The sequence below is a fragment of the Marinilabilia salmonicolor JCM 21150 genome, from assembly GCF_000259075.1.
In the GTDB taxonomy this organism is placed as follows: domain Bacteria; phylum Bacteroidota; class Bacteroidia; order Bacteroidales; family Marinilabiliaceae; genus Marinilabilia; species Marinilabilia salmonicolor.
In genome coordinates this window covers 1-18,344 of record NZ_AJKI01000061.1, presented here as the reverse complement: position 1 = coordinate 18,344, position 18,344 = coordinate 1, and the positions used below count along the sequence as shown (strand labels likewise).

General features: G+C 40.8%; 11 protein-coding genes. All 11 read left to right on the top strand.

Annotated elements, in window-relative coordinates:
* The first annotated feature begins 260 nt into the window (after positions 1-260).
* The 11 genes from W7W_RS0120295 (at position 261) to W7W_RS0120240 (ending at position 18,286) form a co-directional block, all read left to right on the top strand.
* Positions 261-1,967 (top strand): glycoside hydrolase family 28 protein, encoded by a 1,707-nt coding sequence (locus W7W_RS0120295; RefSeq protein WP_010665454.1) that lies wholly within the window; start codon positions 261-263, stop codon positions 1,965-1,967.
* Positions 1,968-2,870: 903 nt separating this feature from the next.
* A complete protein-coding gene (locus tag W7W_RS0120290; protein WP_010665453.1) occupies positions 2,871-6,065 on the top strand; it encodes a SusC/RagA family TonB-linked outer membrane protein in 3,195 nt (1,064 codons plus the stop codon).
* Between the two features lie 37 nt (positions 6,066-6,102).
* Positions 6,103-7,866 (top strand): RagB/SusD family nutrient uptake outer membrane protein, encoded by a 1,764-nt coding sequence (locus tag W7W_RS0120285; RefSeq protein ID WP_010665452.1) that lies wholly within the window; start codon positions 6,103-6,105, stop codon positions 7,864-7,866.
* Positions 7,867-7,970: 104 nt separating this feature from the next.
* Positions 7,971-9,536, top strand: a complete 1,566-nt coding sequence (locus W7W_RS0120280) for a fibronectin type III domain-containing protein (protein ID WP_010665451.1) — start codon at positions 7,971-7,973, stop codon at positions 9,534-9,536.
* Between the two features lie 90 nt (positions 9,537-9,626).
* Entirely contained in the window at positions 9,627-11,063 is a 1,437-nt protein-coding gene (locus W7W_RS0120275; RefSeq protein ID WP_010665450.1) for a pectate lyase family protein, read from the top strand.
* Positions 11,064-11,170: 107 nt separating this feature from the next.
* A complete protein-coding gene (locus W7W_RS0120270; RefSeq protein WP_010665449.1) occupies positions 11,171-12,349 on the top strand; it encodes a glycoside hydrolase family 88/105 protein in 1,179 nt (392 codons plus the stop codon).
* A 57-nt stretch (positions 12,350-12,406) separates the two neighbouring features.
* Positions 12,407-13,744: a pectate lyase gene (locus W7W_RS0120265; protein WP_010665448.1), complete on the top strand. Its 1,338-nt coding sequence runs from the start codon at positions 12,407-12,409 to the stop codon at positions 13,742-13,744.
* 62 nt (positions 13,745-13,806) lie between these two features.
* The gene (locus W7W_RS0120260; protein WP_010665447.1) at positions 13,807-14,544 is read left to right on the top strand and encodes a rhamnogalacturonan acetylesterase; all 738 of its coding nucleotides are present in this window, start codon (positions 13,807-13,809) and stop codon (positions 14,542-14,544) included.
* Positions 14,545-14,868: 324 nt separating this feature from the next.
* The gene (locus tag W7W_RS0120250) at positions 14,869-15,741 is read left to right on the top strand and encodes a DUF4861 family protein (RefSeq protein ID WP_010665446.1); all 873 of its coding nucleotides are present in this window, start codon (positions 14,869-14,871) and stop codon (positions 15,739-15,741) included.
* An 825-nt stretch (positions 15,742-16,566) separates the two neighbouring features.
* Complete coding sequence (locus W7W_RS0120245) at positions 16,567-17,571, top strand: glycoside hydrolase family 43 protein (protein WP_010665445.1); 1,005 nt, start codon at positions 16,567-16,569, stop codon at positions 17,569-17,571.
* Between the two features lie 118 nt (positions 17,572-17,689).
* Positions 17,690-18,286 (top strand): ligand-binding sensor domain-containing protein, encoded by a 597-nt coding sequence (locus W7W_RS0120240; protein ID WP_010665444.1) that lies wholly within the window; start codon positions 17,690-17,692, stop codon positions 18,284-18,286.
* The last annotated feature ends 58 nt before the right edge of the window (positions 18,287-18,344 follow it).

Here is an 18,344-nt window from a genome sequence, read left to right as displayed (position 1 = left end):
ATGTCCTTGTAACAGGATGCTTACAAAAATGCAACATTTTTTTGATTTTATATAATTTAATTAAGTAGATGAGTGGTTGGTAAAACAAAGTTAATCAGTGTGTTGATAGAATGACCCCGATAAAAAAAACAATTAAGAATAGTTTTTTTGATATTTTGCGTCTCTTGATTATTCTTTATTGAGTTTATATTGTCACAACCTGCTTTAGTCGGAAAATTAAGAAAAAAAAGAGCAATTTTTTATAATAAAAATGGAAAACTATGAGAACACCAGCGTTCTTAATTAAAGGAAGCCTGGCTGCTTTGTTAATTTTTACAATCAGCACGGGTTGTATGGGAGTAGAAAAATCTCCTGAAACTGAAATACACTCTGTTTATAGCGGAGTTGAATTTGAAATGCCAAAGGTTCAAGAACCTTCGTTTGCCGATTATGCTGTTTCGATAGTAGAATTTGGAGCAGTCGGAGATGCTGTTACTCCAAATGGGGAAGCCTTTACCCGGGCCATTGAACAGGTGAGTGAAAAAGGGGGGGGACGCGTAATTGTTCCCAGAGGTATTTGGTTAACTGGACCAATTCAGATGAAGAGTAACATTAATCTTCATTTGGAGGATGGTGCGGTGATTCGCTTCAGTTCCAATTTTGATGAATATCCACTGATTAAAACCAGCTTCGAGGGCTTGGATACCTATCGCTGTATATCGCCCATTCATGCGCATAATCTGGAAAATATCGCCATTACCGGGAATGGTGTGATTGATGGTAACGGTGATGCCTGGAGGCCCGTCAAGAAAAGTAAAATGACCCCTTCACAATGGAAAAAACTGGTACAATCGGGCGGTGTCCTTAGTGATGATGGTAAAATCTGGTATCCATCTGAGAAATCAAAAGCCGGGGATGGCAGGGATAATTTTAATGTTCCTGATTTTGATAACCGTGACGCGTTTGAAGAGGTGAAGGATTTTCTGCGTCCTGTGATGGTGAGTATTAAAGAATGTAAGCGAATCTTGCTCGACGGCCCAACGTTCCAGAATTCTCCTGCCTGGAATATCCATCCTTTGATGAGTGAAGATGTAACGATCCGGAATCTGACCATTCGAAATCCCTGGTATTCGCAAAATGGTGACGGATTGGACTTGGAGTCCTGCAAAAATGTGGTAATTTATAATAATACATTTGATGTGGGAGATGATGCAATTTGTTTCAAATCCGGAAAAAATGAAGACGGCCGCCGGCGTGGCATTCCCACCGAAAATGTTATTGTAAAAAACAATATTGTGTATCACGGACATGGTGGGTTTGTGGTTGGCAGTGAAATGTCGGGTGACGTTAGAAATGTTCATGTTTCTGATTGCACCTTTATGGGAACCGATGTGGGACTTCGTTTTAAAAGTACCCGTGGTCGGGGAGGCGTTGTTGAAAATATTTATATCTCCAATATTGATATGATTGATATTCCTACCGAACCTATTCGCTTTAACTTGTTTTATGGTGGAAATGCTCCGGTGATGGATGATGGAGACAACAGTGCTCCCTCTGAAGAGCCTGCTGAAGCTGTTTCTGTAACTGAAGAAACGCCATCGTTCAGAAATATTTTTATGAAAAATATCCGTGCTAATGGTTTTGGGAATGCTGCATTCTTTATGGGACTTCCCGAAATGAATTTGCAGAATGTGCACCTGGAAAATGCTGTTTTAAGGGGGGCGCAAGGGATAAGTATAATTGATGCGGACGGGATAAAAATGAGAAATGTGAAAGTTACTGCTGACGAGGGACCGGCTTTCTTGATTTACAACGGGAAAAATATTGATGTTGATGAGTTGGAATTCAAAGTTTACGGCAATACTGCGTTTGCTGTCTTTGGGGAACTTACTGATAATATCAATATTCAGCAAAACTCCTTGCCTGTCGTGGAAAAGGTCGTGAATATTGGTAGTGAAGTTGAGGCTGATGAGGTGAAGATTAAATAAGGACATTTTTATTTCGCAGATAGTTTAGGCATTGTTACCGGTAAATTTGCGAATTAATAGGGTAAAATGGGGTTGTCCAAAATATAATGGGCAGCCCCTGCTTTTGTTGCCGTAATATTGACCGTTTATTGTAAGAATTCTTCATTTTATCAATAAATAATTAGTCTAAGTTGTTGGTATGATGGAACTCGCATGGTTGACTATGGCCGATTAGATCTCTAAACTTTAAAACTAAATGTAAGGTTGTCTTAACTGCCTGTCAGGGGCAGCAATCCGATATTTCCAGGATTCTGTCATGGCCGGGAAACTGCGTTTAAACAGAAAGGAAAGCTGACTTTTCAGAAGAATTTGTAAAGGTGAGCTCTGGTTCTGCTTTGTAACAGTTTCATCTTTGATTTGGCTTTAGAATGACTCAATAATGTATATTTTATTTATTTGTATTGAAGCTACTGCCAAGTTAGTATGGATCAGAACAGTTTCAAACCCTCTTTATTTTTTAAGGGTCTGGGATGAATGGATATTTCCCGGGGAGAGTTTATCTTTTTTTGAGTTCTTACGAGTAAGTATTATTCATCGTTTTAAGTGGACCATTGTCTCATTAAACAACCCTCCTGCCTTGAAAATTTGCAAATCCTTATCTCTTGGAGGTTTCAGATTGTGTTTGCTGATAATAAGATGCGTTGTTCTATGAATTTTATTTTTGGCAAAATGTGATTAAGTGTCTTTAAGTCAATGTTTAGATGATTTGCACCCCCTCGAAATTAACAATTTGCAACACCTATTTAGATATTTATTCGGAAGTTGGCTGTGATGGCTTAATGTAATTTAGCAATGTGAAAAAGTATTCAAACGAATGTGCAATATGGTTGAATTTTTTAAATTTCTATTTAAATCAGATTTGTTATGAGAAAAAAGTCTTTTTTTAAAACTTTATTTGCTTTGGGACTGCTCGTTTGCATTTCCGCTACGACATGGGCCCAGCAACAATTGTCCGTCCGGGGAACGGTTACTGATAATTATGGTGACCCACTTCCGGGTGTCAATATTATAATTAAAGGAACAACCACAGGAACAGTTTCCGATATCGAAGGGAATTATTCATTGGAGGTTGATGATGCTCAGAATACCATACTTGTTTTTAGGTTTATCGGATTTTCTGACCAGGAAATCCAGGTAAATGGGCGGTCTGTCATTGATGTAACAATGGAGGAATCTTCCATTGGTCTGGATGAGGTTGTTGCTATCGGTTATGGAACTGTTAAAAAACGGGATATAACCGGTTCTGTTGCTTCAGTAAGTGGTGAGTCATTACAAGCCATTCCTGTTGCAAGCGCCACAGAGGCTATTACCGGTAAATTGGCAGGTGTTCAGATTTCTGCTACTGAAGGATCTCCTGATGCAGAAATTAGAATACGTGTTAGAGGTGGTGGTTCTATTACAGGAGATAATACCCCTCTTTTGATTGTTGATGGCTTTCCGGTGGAGACCATTTCCGATATTGCTCCAAATGATATTGAATCTATTGATGTGTTGAAAGATGCTTCTTCTACTGCAATTTATGGTTCACGTGGAGCCAATGGTGTAATTATCGTTACAACCAAAACAGCTTCAGCGGGAAAAGTTTCTGTGAATTACAATGCTTATGCAGCATGGAAAAAACTTGCGAATAAGCTTGATGTATTAAGTCCATACGATTATGCTAAGTTTCAGTATGAACGAGCTCAGTTAGCAGAGAAACCTGAAAATTACACCGATTATTTCGGGAATTATCAGGACATGGATTTGTACAGAGAAGTAGAACCAAATGATTGGCAGGAACAGGTTTTTGGACGTACTGGGTTCACTTTTAATCACAATATGAGCATAAATGGAGGTAGTGAGAAGACAAAGTACTCTTTCAGTTATAGTCATATTGATGATAAAGCTATTATGAAGATGTCAAGTTTTAAACGTGATAACCTGACTTTAAAGATGAATAATAAACCTCATGAAAAAGTAACTCTTGATTTTTCCCTTCGTTATTCTGATACTGAAGTTGAAGGAGGAGGAGCTAATGAGCAGAATGAGGTTTCTTCTGCCGATTCTCGTCTGAAATATGCAATGATTTATCCTCCGTTCCCTGTTGGTGGATTAACCAATTCGGGGGAAACAGATCCGGACTTCAATTTGTACCATCCTGTAACAGCTTTGGCCGACAATGATCGCTTTCAGACAAGGAGAAGGTATAATATGAATGCAAGTGCAAACTGGGAAGTGATTGACAACCTAAATTTGAAAACAGAAGTTGGCCTGGATGATTATAAGTACGATGATGAGCGTTTTTATGGATTGACCACTTATTATGTAAAGGATCGTCCTTCAGCGGATAATAGCGGAATGCCTGCCATTATCTTTACCAAACGGAATCGGGATTCTTTTAGAAATACCAATACTTTAAATTATGACTTTGGTAACCTGATTGGCGGAACTCATAGTCTGGATGTTTTGGTTGGACAAGAATATTTTCTAAGAAAAAATGAATCGCATACAACAACGGTTCATGGTTTACCTGAGTCTTTTACCCTGGCCGAAGCATCTGCTTTGTCCGCTCAAGGATCTGCACATTCTATCGAAAACTATTACAGTCCTGATGACGTGTTGCTTTCCTACTTTGGTCGTGCCAATTACTCTTTTGATGATAAGTACTTATTAAGCGCCACTTTTAGGGCCGATGGATCTTCAAAATTTGCAGATGGCAATAAGTGGGGATATTTCCCGTCAGCCGCATTTGCATGGCGTGTGACTTCAGAACCGTTTATGGAAGGGGTACGTGGATGGCTTAATGATATGAAGTTGAGATTTAGCTATGGTACTGCGGGTAATAATAATATTCCATCCGGTCAGTTAATTCAGACCCTTGAGGTAAAAACCACCAACTATGTGAATGGTTTCGATAGCTACTGGGCGGGTTCAAAAACCATGGCAAATCCCGATTTGAAATGGGAAACTACAGTTACCCGAAATCTTGGACTGGATTATAATATCTTAGGGGGTCGAATTAATGGTAGTCTGGAAGCCTATATCAATAATACCAAGGATTTATTGATTCAGTTCCCCACACCGGGTACCGGATATGATAATCAATACCGCAATATGGGAGAAACTCAAAATAAAGGTTTTGAGATGTCACTGAACTGGGTGATTCTTGACAAGCGTGATTTTGGTTTGAGCTTTAGTGGAAACATTGGATTCAACCAAAATGAGATTATTTCTCTTGGTTTGATGGATACGTTTACTCAGGATTCCGGCTGGGCATCAACTGAAGTGGGTGCTGATTTTATTGTAGAAGAAGGAGGCTCTGTAGGTGAGATGTACGGATATAGAAATGCAGGAAGATATAGTGTTGACGATTTTGATGGATATGTTGATGGAGCATGGATTCTGAAGGAAGGAGTGGTGGATAGCTCTCCTGTAGTGGGAAGTCTTCGTCCCGGAACAATGAAGCTTTACGATGAAACCAATGATGATCTGGTGGATGTTGATGACAGAGTAATTATTGGAGATGCTAATCCATTGCACACTGGTGGTTTTACATTGAATGCGCGTGCTTATGGATTTGATATGTCTGCAGCTTTTAACTGGAGCTATGGAAATGATGTTTACAATGCCAACAAAGTTGAATATACATCAACAAGTAAGTATCACTCGCGTAACATGTTGACCATTATGGAAGATGGGAAGCGTTGGACCAATCTTCGTGAAGACGGAACTATAAGTAATGATCCTCAGGAATTGTCAGAGATGAATGCCAACACCACAATGTGGTCCCCATATATGCAGCGTTTCGTTTTTTCTGATTGGGCAGTAGAGGATGGATCTTTCCTTCGTTTGAACACTCTGACTTTAGGATATACACTTCCTTCCGATCTCATATCACGTGTCGGACTGAGTAATTTCAGGGTTTATGCAAGTGCTTACAATGTATTTACATGGACCAATTATTCCGGGTTTGATCCTGAGGTATCGACCAGAAGAAGGACAGCATTGACACCTGGTGTAGATTATTCAGCTTATCCGAAGAGTCGTTCATTTGTTGTTGGTTTGAATTTAACATTTTAATTGAGAAATTATGAAGAGTATTTTATATAAAACATTTATGGCACTATTGCTAGCCGGGGTGATGGTCTCATGTGAGGATACACTTGAGGTGGAATCAAAGTCTTCACTCGATGAATCTGTAATTTTTTCAAATCCCAGTTTGGCAGAAGGTGCAGTGGCGGGAGTAATCCATTCTTTTGGGGAGACAAACTCCTATAGAGGCCGTTTTATCCTTTATTATGGTATGAATACAGATATTGAGGTTACGCATTCTTTACGGGATGTGGACGGTGATAAAGCCCGGTTGTCTAATTATAATACAAATGTGAACAACGGTCAGATGAATTCTGATAATAATGCCTGGGCGAAATTCTATGAAGGCATTGAAAGGGCAAACGTGGCTATTCGTGGATTACGAACTTACGGTGATGTTGAAAATGATCCTTTTATGGCACAGTTGCTGGGAGAGGTATTGACTTTACGTGCAGTAGTTTACAACGATTTGTTGCGTGCATGGGGTGATGTACCAGCCCGATTTGAGCCAGTAAGTGCAGAGACTGTATATTTGCCCAGGTCTGACAGGGATGTGATATATAAACAATTACTTGCTGATTTGGATGAAGCTGCAGATCTTGTGGCCTGGCCAAATGGAAGTAGTATCACTCAATCTACTGAGCGCATCAATAAAGCTTTTGTGAAGGGATTGCGAGCCAGGTTGGCACTTGCAGCCGGAGGTTTTGGTCAAAGACCTGATGGCATCAGAAGAAGTAATGATCCTGAGCTTGCCGCCGAAAAAATGTATGAAATTGCAAAACAGGAGTGTCTGGATGTTATCAATAGCGGAACTGCTCAGTTAGAATCTTTTGAAGGTGTTTTTCGCTCTTTACATCGTGAAGATTATGTTGCAGGAAAAGAAATTCTTTGGGAGATTCCTTTTAACGATGGTCGTGGCAGGGTTATTTTTGATTTGGGTGTAAGGCATACCAACGCTGATAAATATACAGCTCAAAACAGAGGTGGAAGTAATGGTGCCAATCCAGCCATTTTTTATGATTATGATGTGGAGGATGTTCGCAGAGACATCTCTTGTGTGCCTTATGAGTGGACTGATGGGGTGCAGGTTCCAACCAATATGAATAAATTTTATTTTGGTAAATACCGCTATGAATGGCTGTTTGAGGAATCAAAACGAAGAGTGGATGCGCCAAACGATGATGGTTTGAACTTCCTTTATATGCGTTATTCGGACGTTTTGCTCATGGCTGCCGAAGCTATTAATGAGTTGGATGGTCCGGCTGCTGCAGCTCCTTATCTTCGTCAGGTTCGTGAAAGGGCATTCCCTGACAATCCTGATAAAGTTGATGCTTTTATGGCTGATGTTACTGCAAGTAAAGAAGCTTTCTTTAATGCCATTGTTGATGAACGGGCTTTGGAGTTTGTGGGAGAAAAACTGCGTAAAGCTGACCTTATCCGTTGGAATTTGCTGGGACAAAAGCTGGAAGAATCTGCCCAAAAACTTGAAATGCTGGAAAACCGTCAGGGAAAGTATGCAGATTTACCCCAGAAGATCTACTTCTCAACAGCCGATGATGGAGAATCGGTTGTTATTTACGGATTAAATTATGGGGATACGGATGCAGAAGGAACTTCACTTGGTTTTTCTGAAGAAAAAACATGGTCCCTCAATGAAGAAGGAGATGTAATCATGTATTGGGATGCCTTATATAGGGCCGATCCTGATGAAAGACAATATTGGCCTATCTGGCAGGTATTTCTTGATTCTAGCAATGGTCAGTTGAACAATGATGGTTACGGATACTAATGCAGTATCGTGTTATTATGTTAATTGTAGTCTAATGGGGAATTTCCGGATGTTTTATTGTGAAGTCCGGAAATTTCCCGGAGACTTAATAAAATTGTAATTCAATGAAGAAGGTTTTTAAATATACAGCAATAATGTTTGGTCTGGTCGGATTGATTGGGTTTAATGCCTGTTCTGATGATATAGATCCGGAATTGACCGAACTGGAGGTGAGCCGCTTGTTCTCTCCTACCGATTTGGAAGTGCGTATTCTTAATCAAACAACTGCACGTCTTACCTGGGAGCCTGTCAAGAATGCAACTGGTTATACTGTTGAGTTTTATGAAAATGGAGAAGAGGATTTTTCCGGAACGCCTGTCAAAACAGGTACAGATATAAAGTTTGCTGACCTCCCCTACATTACTCCTGGTTTCAGGGGAGAAACCCTGTATTCTGTAAGAGTAATGGCAATTGGTGAAGGAATTTCGGAATCATTATGGACAACAGCTACTTTTGAAACGGGTACAGAACAGATCTTTTTTGATGTAGTGGTGGATGATCTGACACATGAATCAGTGACACTACGCTGGCCTGCAGGTGAAACAGCAACTACCATCACTGTTAACCCCGGAAATATTGTTCATGAAATCACGACCGAGGAAATTGAAGCAGGAGCAGTCTCTATTTCAGGCTTAACCAGTGAAACTGATTATACAGCTGTTATGACACGAGACGGTGATACACGCGGAACCATGGAATTCCGGACTTTGATTGATCTTGGAGGTGCAACGCAGGTATTCCCCGAAGATGATTTGCAGGCTATGATAGCGGCAGCAGATCCAGGAGCCGGTTTTGCATTGATGCCAGGCGAGTATGTTATCGATGGAGACCTGACCATCAATAAAACTTTGTCAATAAAAGGAGTTTATCCTAATGATAAGCCTGTTGTTAAAGGTGCCATTGTTAAAATGAGCGGACTGGCAGGGTTGGAGTTGCGTAATTTAATTCTCGATGGAGCTACATCTGACGGTAATCAGACTATTGTCTATGATGAAGAGATTTCAGAAGCTTATGGTGATGTTGTAATTGATGCATGTGAAATTACCAACTATACCAAAGGCGTATTCTATGCAAGTAACGCTGTATTGATCGAATCCGTTTCAATTAGTAATACAGTTTACTCTAATATTATTTGTGATGGAGGTGATTTCATTGACTTCCGTGGCGGAATGACCAAGCGTTTGGATTTTATCAATAACACCATTTACAATAGTGCTAATGATCGTGATCTTATCCGGATGGATTCCGGAGGTTCAACAAACTTCCCCGGGAATGCCTGTATTGTCAATTTTGAAAACAATACCCTTTACAATGTAATAAGTAAGGAAGGAACTACCCGCAGGATAATGTATGTTCGCCATGCAGATCATCAGATTACTGTTAAGAATAACTTGTTTAGTAATGTGCTGGCAAATTATTCACGTCAGTCTGAAACAAATATAGTTGAGTACAACAGTAATAACTATCACAATTCACCCAACTTATACAGTGATGGTTTTTCTTCTTACGATTATACGACTACTTTTTATACCCTGGATCCGGGCTTTGCCGATCCTGACAATGGTGATTTTACCGTTAGTGATGAGGATATTATCTTCTATCAGATAGGAGACCCTCGTTGGTTGAATTAAAACAAATTATTGGGATGCACCTGATGTGGTGCATCCCTTCTATTATTAATTACGGGGAGTTTATCTATTTTTTGTAAGTGTATGCTTAAGATGTTATTATACCTTTTGTTGTTTTCCTTTTTTGTCTTTTCTTTTTCCGGTTGTGGGGAAGATGAACTTAGTGATACAGATGAAGAGCAAATTGACGACAATAATGAGGATAACGAAAATGAGCTTGATGACGAGGAAGAAAAAGCTGTTATAGCTTTTCCCGGTGCAGAAGGTGGGGGTATGTACACCACTGGTGGTCGTGGAGGCGATGTATATGTGGTTACTTCGCTGGAAGATGGAGTTTCTGAAGGAACGCTTCGTTACGCAATTGGTCAGTCAGGTGCACGTACTATTGTTTTTGCTGTTGGAGGGACAATTTTTCTTAATTCTGAGTTAAAAATATCGAATGGTGATCTTACTATTGCAGGGCAGTCTGCACCCGGAGGTGGTATAACGCTCGCCGGATATCCGGTTACGGTGGCAGCTGATAATGTAATTCTTCGATTCCTTCGCTTCAGAATGGGGGACGAGAATGCCGTGGAGGGCGATGCCATTTGGGGGCGCCGTCATGCGGATATTATTATTGATCATTGTAGTATGAGCTGGAGCACCGATGAATGCGCTTCTTTTTACGACAATGAAAATTTCACCATGCAGTGGTGCCTGATTGCTGAAAGTCTGAATGAATCGGTTCATGGCAAAGGAGCACATGGATATGGCGGACTGTGGGGTGGTTACAATGCCACGTTTCACCACAACTTGTTGGCTCACCACAAAAGCCGTAATCCCCGGTTTTATGGGGTGCGTGACGGAATAACCCGCGAAATGGCAGAGATGGTCAACAATGTAATTTACAACTGGGGAGACAATTCTTCTTATGGGGGTGAAGGAGGACAATACAATATTGTTAATAACTATTACAAAGCAGGGCCTGCTACGGGAAGTCATCCCGACCGTATTTTTGAAGCATACTATGAAGAGGCTTATGGTAAATTTTATGTTTCCGGCAATTATGTAGATGGATTTCCTTCGGTTACTGCCGACAACTGGTTAGGGATTGATCTGAAAAGCGGTGGTGATAAAAATGCTTTGGTTGCTGAATCCAGATTTGATATCACAGAGGTTAACCATACTTCTGCCGAAGATGCCTATAGCACAGTGCTGGAACATGTGGGTGCAAGTCTTGTTCGTGATGTGGTTGATGAACGGATTGTGGGTGAAGTAAGAAATGGAGATGCCACTTATGGCGGGAGCTATGGAGAGGCACTGGGGATTATCGATACTCAGTCCACTGTAGGCGGATGGCCCGACATTGAAGCCGGAACTGCTCCGGATGATTCAGACAAAGACGGAATGCCGGATACATGGGAAACAGAAAAAGGGCTTAACCCAAATGATGCTTCGGATGCATCAGGTAATAAACCGGATGACACATACACGAATCTTGAAATATATTTGAACGAACTGGTAACATCAGGAATTGGATTTGGAAGTTGAGTCCTCTCTTCTTGTCTTATAGAGATAGCCTTAGGAGGATTGATTTGAGTTGTCTGATTAAAAAATGAAAAGAGGCAAGTATTATTAATGCATCAAAAAGTGGAATCATGAAGATTTTAATATACATATTGGCCGTGTTTGGCATCCTTTCTTCTGTGGGATGTAACAATGAGAAGCCTGCCGAAGAAAACGGGAAATGGTCTGTAAAAATGGCCAACTCGGTTATTGAACGTCACGACAGCCTGGTAAATTATCTGAATCCCGATAAAATAAAATGGCAATACGATATTGCGATGGTGGGACAGGCAATTGACAAATTGGGACATGTGGACTCAGTTTATTCTCAGTATATGGAGGATTATGTGGACTATTTTGTTACAGAGTCCGGCGATGTTAGAAAGTATGATCCTACCGATTACAATATTGACAGGATAAATCCCGCCAAGAATATTATTACTGTTTACAAGCGGAAAGGCGACGCAAAATACCGCAAGGCCATTGAAATGCATGTGGAACAGATGCGCAATCATCCCAAAACAAAAAGCGGCGGGTACTGGCACAAAAAAATCTATCCCTGGCAGATCTGGCTTGACGGAGTTTATATGGCTACTCCATTTCTTGCCCAGTACGCGCGGGAATTTAATGCTCCTGAATGGTTTGATGAGGTGGCTCACGAAATTCTGCTGACCTACCAGGTTACTCATGATGATGAGACCGGGCTGCTTTACCATGCCTGGGACGAGAGCAAAGAGCAACAGTGGGCCGATCCGGAGACCGGGCGCTCTCCTCATTTCTGGAGTCGAGCTATGGGTTGGTATATGATGGCCATTGTGGATGTTCTGGATTATTTCCCTGAAGATCATCCCAAAAGAGATTCTATGATTACGGTTTTTCAAAATACAGCCGATGCCTTGATGAACGTTCAGGATGAAGAAACAGGTCTGTGGTACCAGGTGCTGGATATGGGGGATCGTGAAGGAAATTACATTGAAGGTTCCGGTAGTTCAATGTTTGCTTATGCTTTTGCCAAGGGAGCCCGTAAAGGATACCTGGATAAATCTTACCTGAAAACTGCCAACAGTATTTTTGATGGCATATTGGAGCATTTGATCACAGTAGATGAAAACGGCCTTGTAACCATGCATCATATTTGTGGAGCCTGTGGATTAGGCGGAAATCCATATCGCGATGGTACTTTTGAATATTATATCAGCGAAACGCAGGTTGATAATGATCCCAAAGGTGTTGGACCATTTATTCTCGCTGCCATTGAGTTAAACAGATAACTCTGGGGCAATGGGTGAAGAATATATTTTACGTGTTGATAATAAAAAAAGAAATAGATGATTCAAAGAATAAAGGTCGTAGGAACACTCCTCCTGCTGATGATTTCCGGATGGGCGTGTTCTCAGCAGAAGTCCGGTGAATCCACACTCGCTTTTCCCGGAGCTCTTGGTGCCGGGAAATATACGACTGGTGGTCGCGGAGGGGAAATAGTAATGGTAACCAATCTGAATGATGAGGGACCGGGCAGCCTTCGTGAGGCTGTTCGGAAGCATGGCCCGAGGATTGTGGTTTTCAAAGTATCCGGTAATATTGATTTGAAGAGTCCACTTGATATTAACAATGGTAACTTAACTATTGCAGGACAAACAGCTGCGGGAGACGGAATATGTTTAACAGGTTATCCTGTAAAGGTCAAAGATGATAATGTTATTATTCGTTACATCAGAGTTCGTGCGGGAGATGAGTCCGGTGATGAAGTTGATGCTTTCACATCCATGCGAAACCGCAATTTAATTGTGGATCACTGCAGCTTTAGTTGGGGAAACGATGAGGTTTGTTCCATTTACGACAATGAAAACTCAACTCTGCAATGGTGTATTATCAGTGAGAGCATGAATTCTTCAGCTCACCACAAAGGAGATCACGGATATGGTGGCATCTGGGGTGGAAAAACAGCTTCCTTTATTGGTAATCTGATGGTGCATCACACCAGTCGCAATCCCAGATTGCATGGAAGCAGATATCATAAACAACCTAAGTTGGAAAGAGCTGAACTGGTAAATAATGTGGTTTACAACTGGAAGTCGAAATGTATGTACGCCGGTGAGGACGGAAACTATAATATTGTAAATAATTATTTTAAGCCGGGGCCGGCAACTTCAAAGAGCTCATCAAAGGAGTTCCTGGAGCCTTATCAGCCCTTCAGCAATTATTATATTTCCGGTAATGTGATGCACGGAAATGCTGAAATAACTGAGAATAATATTATAGGGATAGACATCGATGATTTTCCTGCTGATTCTGTTTTTGTTTCAGAACCACATCAAATCTCCGATTATTCTCCGCTTAGTGCCGAAGATGCCTTTAAAGAGGTTGTTTTACATGCCGGAGCTTCTCTGAACCGCGATGCTGTTGATAGCAGGATAATGGAAGAAGTTCAGCAGGGAACTTTTACATACGGAGACAACGGAATAATCAATTCACAGACCGATGTTGGCGGCTGGCCCGAACTGAAATCCACAGAATACCCGAAGGATTCCGACAATGACGGAATGCCGGATGCCTGGGAAAAAGAAAACGGCCTGGATCCGAATAATCCGCAAGACGCAGTTTTAAAATCAATCTCTGATGATTATGTGAACATCGAGGTTTGGTTCAATAGTCTGGTAGAGTAGTGTTTCATAACCACAGGACTTACCGGAGTATTGCAAATTAGTTGTCAAAATTTTTTTTATCCATGAAACGATCTTTTTTCCTTTTTATACTGATTTTATTAATAACAGGATGTTCCAATCCTACTGTTTTTAGCGTTTACCTTGCCGGAGATTCCACAATGGCCGATAAGAAACCGGATGCCTTTCCGGAGACCGGTTGGGGACAGGTTTTTCCTGAATTTTTTGATTCTGCTAAAGTTAAGTTTGAAAACCATGCAAAAAACGGGCGAAGCTCCAAAAGTTTCATTTATGAAGGACGATGGGACTCCTTAATGGGGCGAATCACTCCGGGTAGTTATGTGTTCATTCAATTCGGCCATAATGATGAAAGTCCATCAAAGGGAGAAAGATACTCAACACTCCCGGAATTTAAGAATCATCTCAGAAAGTATGTTACGGATGTTAGGAGCAGAGAGGCTTTTCCTGTTTTGATGACTTCTGTGGTTCGTCGAAAATTCAATGAAAACGGAGTATTGATACCCACACATGGAAATTATCCGGATGCCACCAAGGAGGTCGCTGAGGAAATGAATGTCCCGTTAATTGATCATCGCGCATTGAGTGCTGAACTGGTAAGTGAAAAAGGAGATTCCCTTTCTAAGGTATTGTATTTATGGGTAGAAGCTGGACATCCCAATTACCCTCAGGGAGAAAAGGATGACACCCATTTTTCTCCTCTCGGAGCCCGGGAAATGGCACGTCTTGTTGTAGAAGAGCTTGAGAGGATGCAACTTCCCCTGGCAGACGCTTTAAGGGAATGATATTTTTCGACTGAAAAATTTAACCTGCCTTATACATAAAACAGGTAAGATGTAAACAGGCTGAAAGCCTGAGGGCAATACCCCAGGGCAACCTCCTGGGGTATTGAGGTATTCCTCTCCCTCCTCTCATTATTGGTCGCGTCGCGACCAATAATGAGAGGAGGGAGAGTTGTTACAATTTCCAGGCTCTTGCTTATAGACCTTCGGCCTTTTAAAAACGCAACACCATTATGGATTCCATAACGAAAACTCATGAAACGAAGTTCGAAGAAATCAATAAACCAGGCTTAATAATTATGATGAATGCTTCTAAAAAAAAGTGATATGAAAAGAATTCTTATTGTTCTACTGACTTTTGTTACAATAGGTAGTTTTTCCCAAAACAAAACCGACATCAGCCTTAAATGGAAAGATGCGGCCGAACAGAAATCTGAAATTTCTTCTGAAACCGGTAATTTGTATAAGCAACTGGCGCATCACGGACCTGCTGTTGAGAACGAGTGGATGGGATTGCGGCTCTATTTTGACCATAAAGTGGCGATCGATGTGTATAATAAAACACGTCCCGGGCTAGAACTGGCCGAAGCAGGCTGGTATCCTACCGAAGAGCAGCAGAATGAGGGATGGGGCGCAGATCAGTACAAAGTAGGTTCCACTGTTGGTATGGGAGGTGTTCGATTATGGAATCCGGAGACCAAAGAAGAGATGTTTCTGGATCCTGTCACTAAGAGAACAGCCCGGGTAAAAAAAGAAGCCGGAATTTCTTATATGGAGATGTTATCGGAAGGTATTCCCTATATGGGCGATACCATTGATGTGTTGGTGCGGGTTACCGTTTTCTCCGGACACCGGGAGGCTAAGGTCGAGGCTTTTGCATTGAGCAGTAACCCGGTTTATTTTCTGACAGGCATCAATTATCATGATAAAACGGAGGTCAGACAGTCTGATAATTTTATTTGTACATGGGGCATCCATCCCGAAGATGTGGCGGCAGTTCAATTGAATATTGGAGGAGCTTTGTTGTTTAATCCTGATGATTTTGCGAGTATTACCAAGGCGGATAAGCAGTTTGAATTAGTTTCAGAGCCAACAAAGTATCTTTCGCTGTGGGTGACTTCAGCCTGTGAAAAGGAAGAAGAAATTAACAGTCTGGAATCTTTTGTCAGATATATTGAAGGGCTTGAGTTGATCAAGTGATTTGCGCTATGCCAGGGATATTGTGATGGAGGATGTCTCTGTTGGAGGTCAGGCAGAACCTTCCTCGTGGGCTATGTACTGTATGCCGGTTCTTTAATCGGACACCAATGGATAATATTATTTTTTCAGGAAGGTCTGTACAAAACACCTTGTACAGATCTTTTTTGTTTTCTGGTTTTTGATGACAGATAATCCTCTAAATATTGTTTTAGCCTGATTAATTCATGAATTTTTGTGATGAGACGGTCAAACAGCAAGAAATATGGACAACCGCAGTTGGTTGATCATCGTAATAAATTATTTATGAATTATTCAGGTTAGATAGAGTTTGTCTATAAACTAGCCAAAATTTGTTTTTGGTCATGTGTTTGTCAAGAAAGTGCCAGTTACAAGGCTTGCGAAGCCCGAAAATACGCAGTTTACTTGAGTAAATGAATGATTTTCGGGCAAGCGTAACGCAGTAAATGGTACTTTATGGACAAACACTAGATAGATTAAAAGTTAACAGGGGTAAAAAAAATTCTTTTATTTCGGGTTTTTGAAGTTTCGGAATCAATGATTTGGTTATTAGATTGTTGTTGTAATGAATGTGATGGTGAGGTAAAATTGAATATTTTTATTTTTATAGCCGGAAACATTTATCCCCCTAAAAAAAACTAAAGTCCTCATGTTTGAAATCATCCGGAGTTAAACTTGCATATGGCTATCGCAGACCTTTAAGGGACAGGCAGGATAGCACAATGAAAGTATTAACTAATTATAGAGAATATCCGGTTTTGTAGCAATTATATCCTTCCGGTAATCTTTATGACAAAATGAAATTATATGAGATCGTTTAGTTTTTTTCTGGTGGTAATCATGACCTTCGTCTATTCCTCCTCAATTTTCGCGCAGAAGATTGAATTTGATAATCCTATTGCTGAGCAGCGGGCAGATCCATGGGTGTATAAAGGTGATGATGGTACCTATTACCTGATTGCCACTGTTCCGGAGTATGACCGCATTGTAATTAGGAAGGCCAGAAGCATCAATGGTCTCAAAGATGCGGAAGAAAAAACTGTGTGGCGAAAACATGAAACCGGCGTAATGGCAAGTCACATTTGGGCTCCCGAACTGCATCGAATCGACGGTAAATGGTACATCTATTTTGCTGCAGGTGAATCTGGGGACATTTGGAATATCCGGATGTATGCCCTTTCTAATGAGGCTGATGATGCTCTGGAGGGAGAATGGAAAGAGGAGGGCCGTATAATGACCGAACATGACTCGTTCTCTCTTGATGCTACCACCTTTGAGCATAACGGCAAGCATTATATGATTTGGGCACAGAATGTTCTGGATGAAGGACATGGAACCGGACTCGTGCTTTCCGAAATGAAGGATCCTACTACGCTCACAGGTAAAGAGGTTGTTATCACTAAGCCGGAGTATAGCTGGGAGAAAGTGAAGTACAATGTGAATGAAGGTCCGGCAGTTATAAAAAGAGACGGGCGAATTTTCGTTTCTTATTCTGCCAGTGCAACCAATCACAATTATTGTTTAGGGCTTTTGTGGATTGATGAAGATGCTGATTTGCTGGATGAGAAGAATTGGCAGAAGTCTCCCGGTCCCGTTTTTTACTCAAACCCTGATTTTAAGAGATATGGGCCAGGACATAATTCATTCACAGTAGCCCAGGATGGCGAAACTGTGGTAATGATTTATCATGCCCGCGACTACAAAGAGATTGAAGGTGAAGCCCTGAACGATCCTAACAGAGCTACACGCGCCCGCGTTGTGGCGTGGACAAAAAGTGGCTTTCCTGATTTTATGCAGAAGCAGGATGATTGATTTGTATATATTTTAAAGTTGAAGAGGTTGCTGATTACATTGGCAACCTCTTTTTGAATTATAATTGCCTTATTGTTTGTATTCCTTATATTTGCAGAAGATATAAAAAATGTAAAAATTGAAAAACAAGGTACTGTCTTTTCTTTTTCTTTATTTTCTGTTGTTCCAGATATTACCCGGTCAGAAATTGGAATTTAGAAAAATTACCATGGAGGAGGGGTTGTCGCATAATTCTGTTTTGTGTTTACTTGAAGATCATGATGGAATAATGTGGATTGGAACCCGTGGTGGGTTGAACAAATATAATGGGATTGAAACACAAGTTTATGAATATAGTTTAAATGATTCTTTAAGTCTGTCGAATAACCATGTGAACTGTCTTTTTGAGACCTCCAAACAAGAGTTGTGGATAGGAACTGCCAATGGACTGAATCGTTATCTGCCGACAAAAGATGGGTTTAACAGTTTTTTTGTTGCGACGGATTCCACCGGAATTAGTAACCGATATGTCAAATGCATAACAGAGACTGAGAAAGGAGAGATATTAGTAGGTACATCTAACGGACTTAATCTATACTCACCGGAATCAAATTCTTTTGAGCATCTCTTCATTAAGGAACCTCCAACTTATTCCAATAATATTATATCTCTTTTCGCAGATGATGAGGGTAGAATATGGGTTGGAACAAAAGGAGGATTATATCTAATGGCTTAGTACATGACAAAACAGTTAAATAATTGAAAATCAATAAAATAACAGTCTAAAAATTTGG

Excerpts from the sequence above, each read along its gene's own strand:
- W7W_RS0120295 (WP_010665454.1), top strand. The coding sequence starts at position 261 with ATGAGAACACCAGCGTTCTTAATTAAAGGAAGCCTGGCTGCTTTGTTA.
- W7W_RS0120290 (WP_010665453.1), top strand. The coding sequence starts at position 2,871 with ATGAGAAAAAAGTCTTTTTTTAAAACTTTATTTGCTTTGGGACTGCTC.
- W7W_RS0120285 (WP_010665452.1), top strand. The coding sequence starts at position 6,103 with ATGGCACTATTGCTAGCCGGGGTGATGGTCTCATGTGAGGATACACTT.
- W7W_RS0120280 (WP_010665451.1), top strand. The coding sequence starts at position 7,971 with ATGAAGAAGGTTTTTAAATATACAGCAATAATGTTTGGTCTGGTCGGA.
- W7W_RS0120275 (WP_010665450.1), top strand. The coding sequence starts at position 9,627 with ATGTTATTATACCTTTTGTTGTTTTCCTTTTTTGTCTTTTCTTTTTCC.
- W7W_RS0120270 (WP_010665449.1), top strand. The coding sequence starts at position 11,171 with ATGAAGATTTTAATATACATATTGGCCGTGTTTGGCATCCTTTCTTCT.
- W7W_RS0120265 (WP_010665448.1), top strand. The coding sequence starts at position 12,407 with ATGATTCAAAGAATAAAGGTCGTAGGAACACTCCTCCTGCTGATGATT.
- W7W_RS0120260 (WP_010665447.1), top strand. The coding sequence starts at position 13,807 with ATGAAACGATCTTTTTTCCTTTTTATACTGATTTTATTAATAACAGGA.
- W7W_RS0120250 (WP_010665446.1), top strand. The coding sequence starts at position 14,869 with ATGAAAAGAATTCTTATTGTTCTACTGACTTTTGTTACAATAGGTAGT.
- W7W_RS0120245 (WP_010665445.1), top strand. The coding sequence starts at position 16,567 with ATGAGATCGTTTAGTTTTTTTCTGGTGGTAATCATGACCTTCGTCTAT.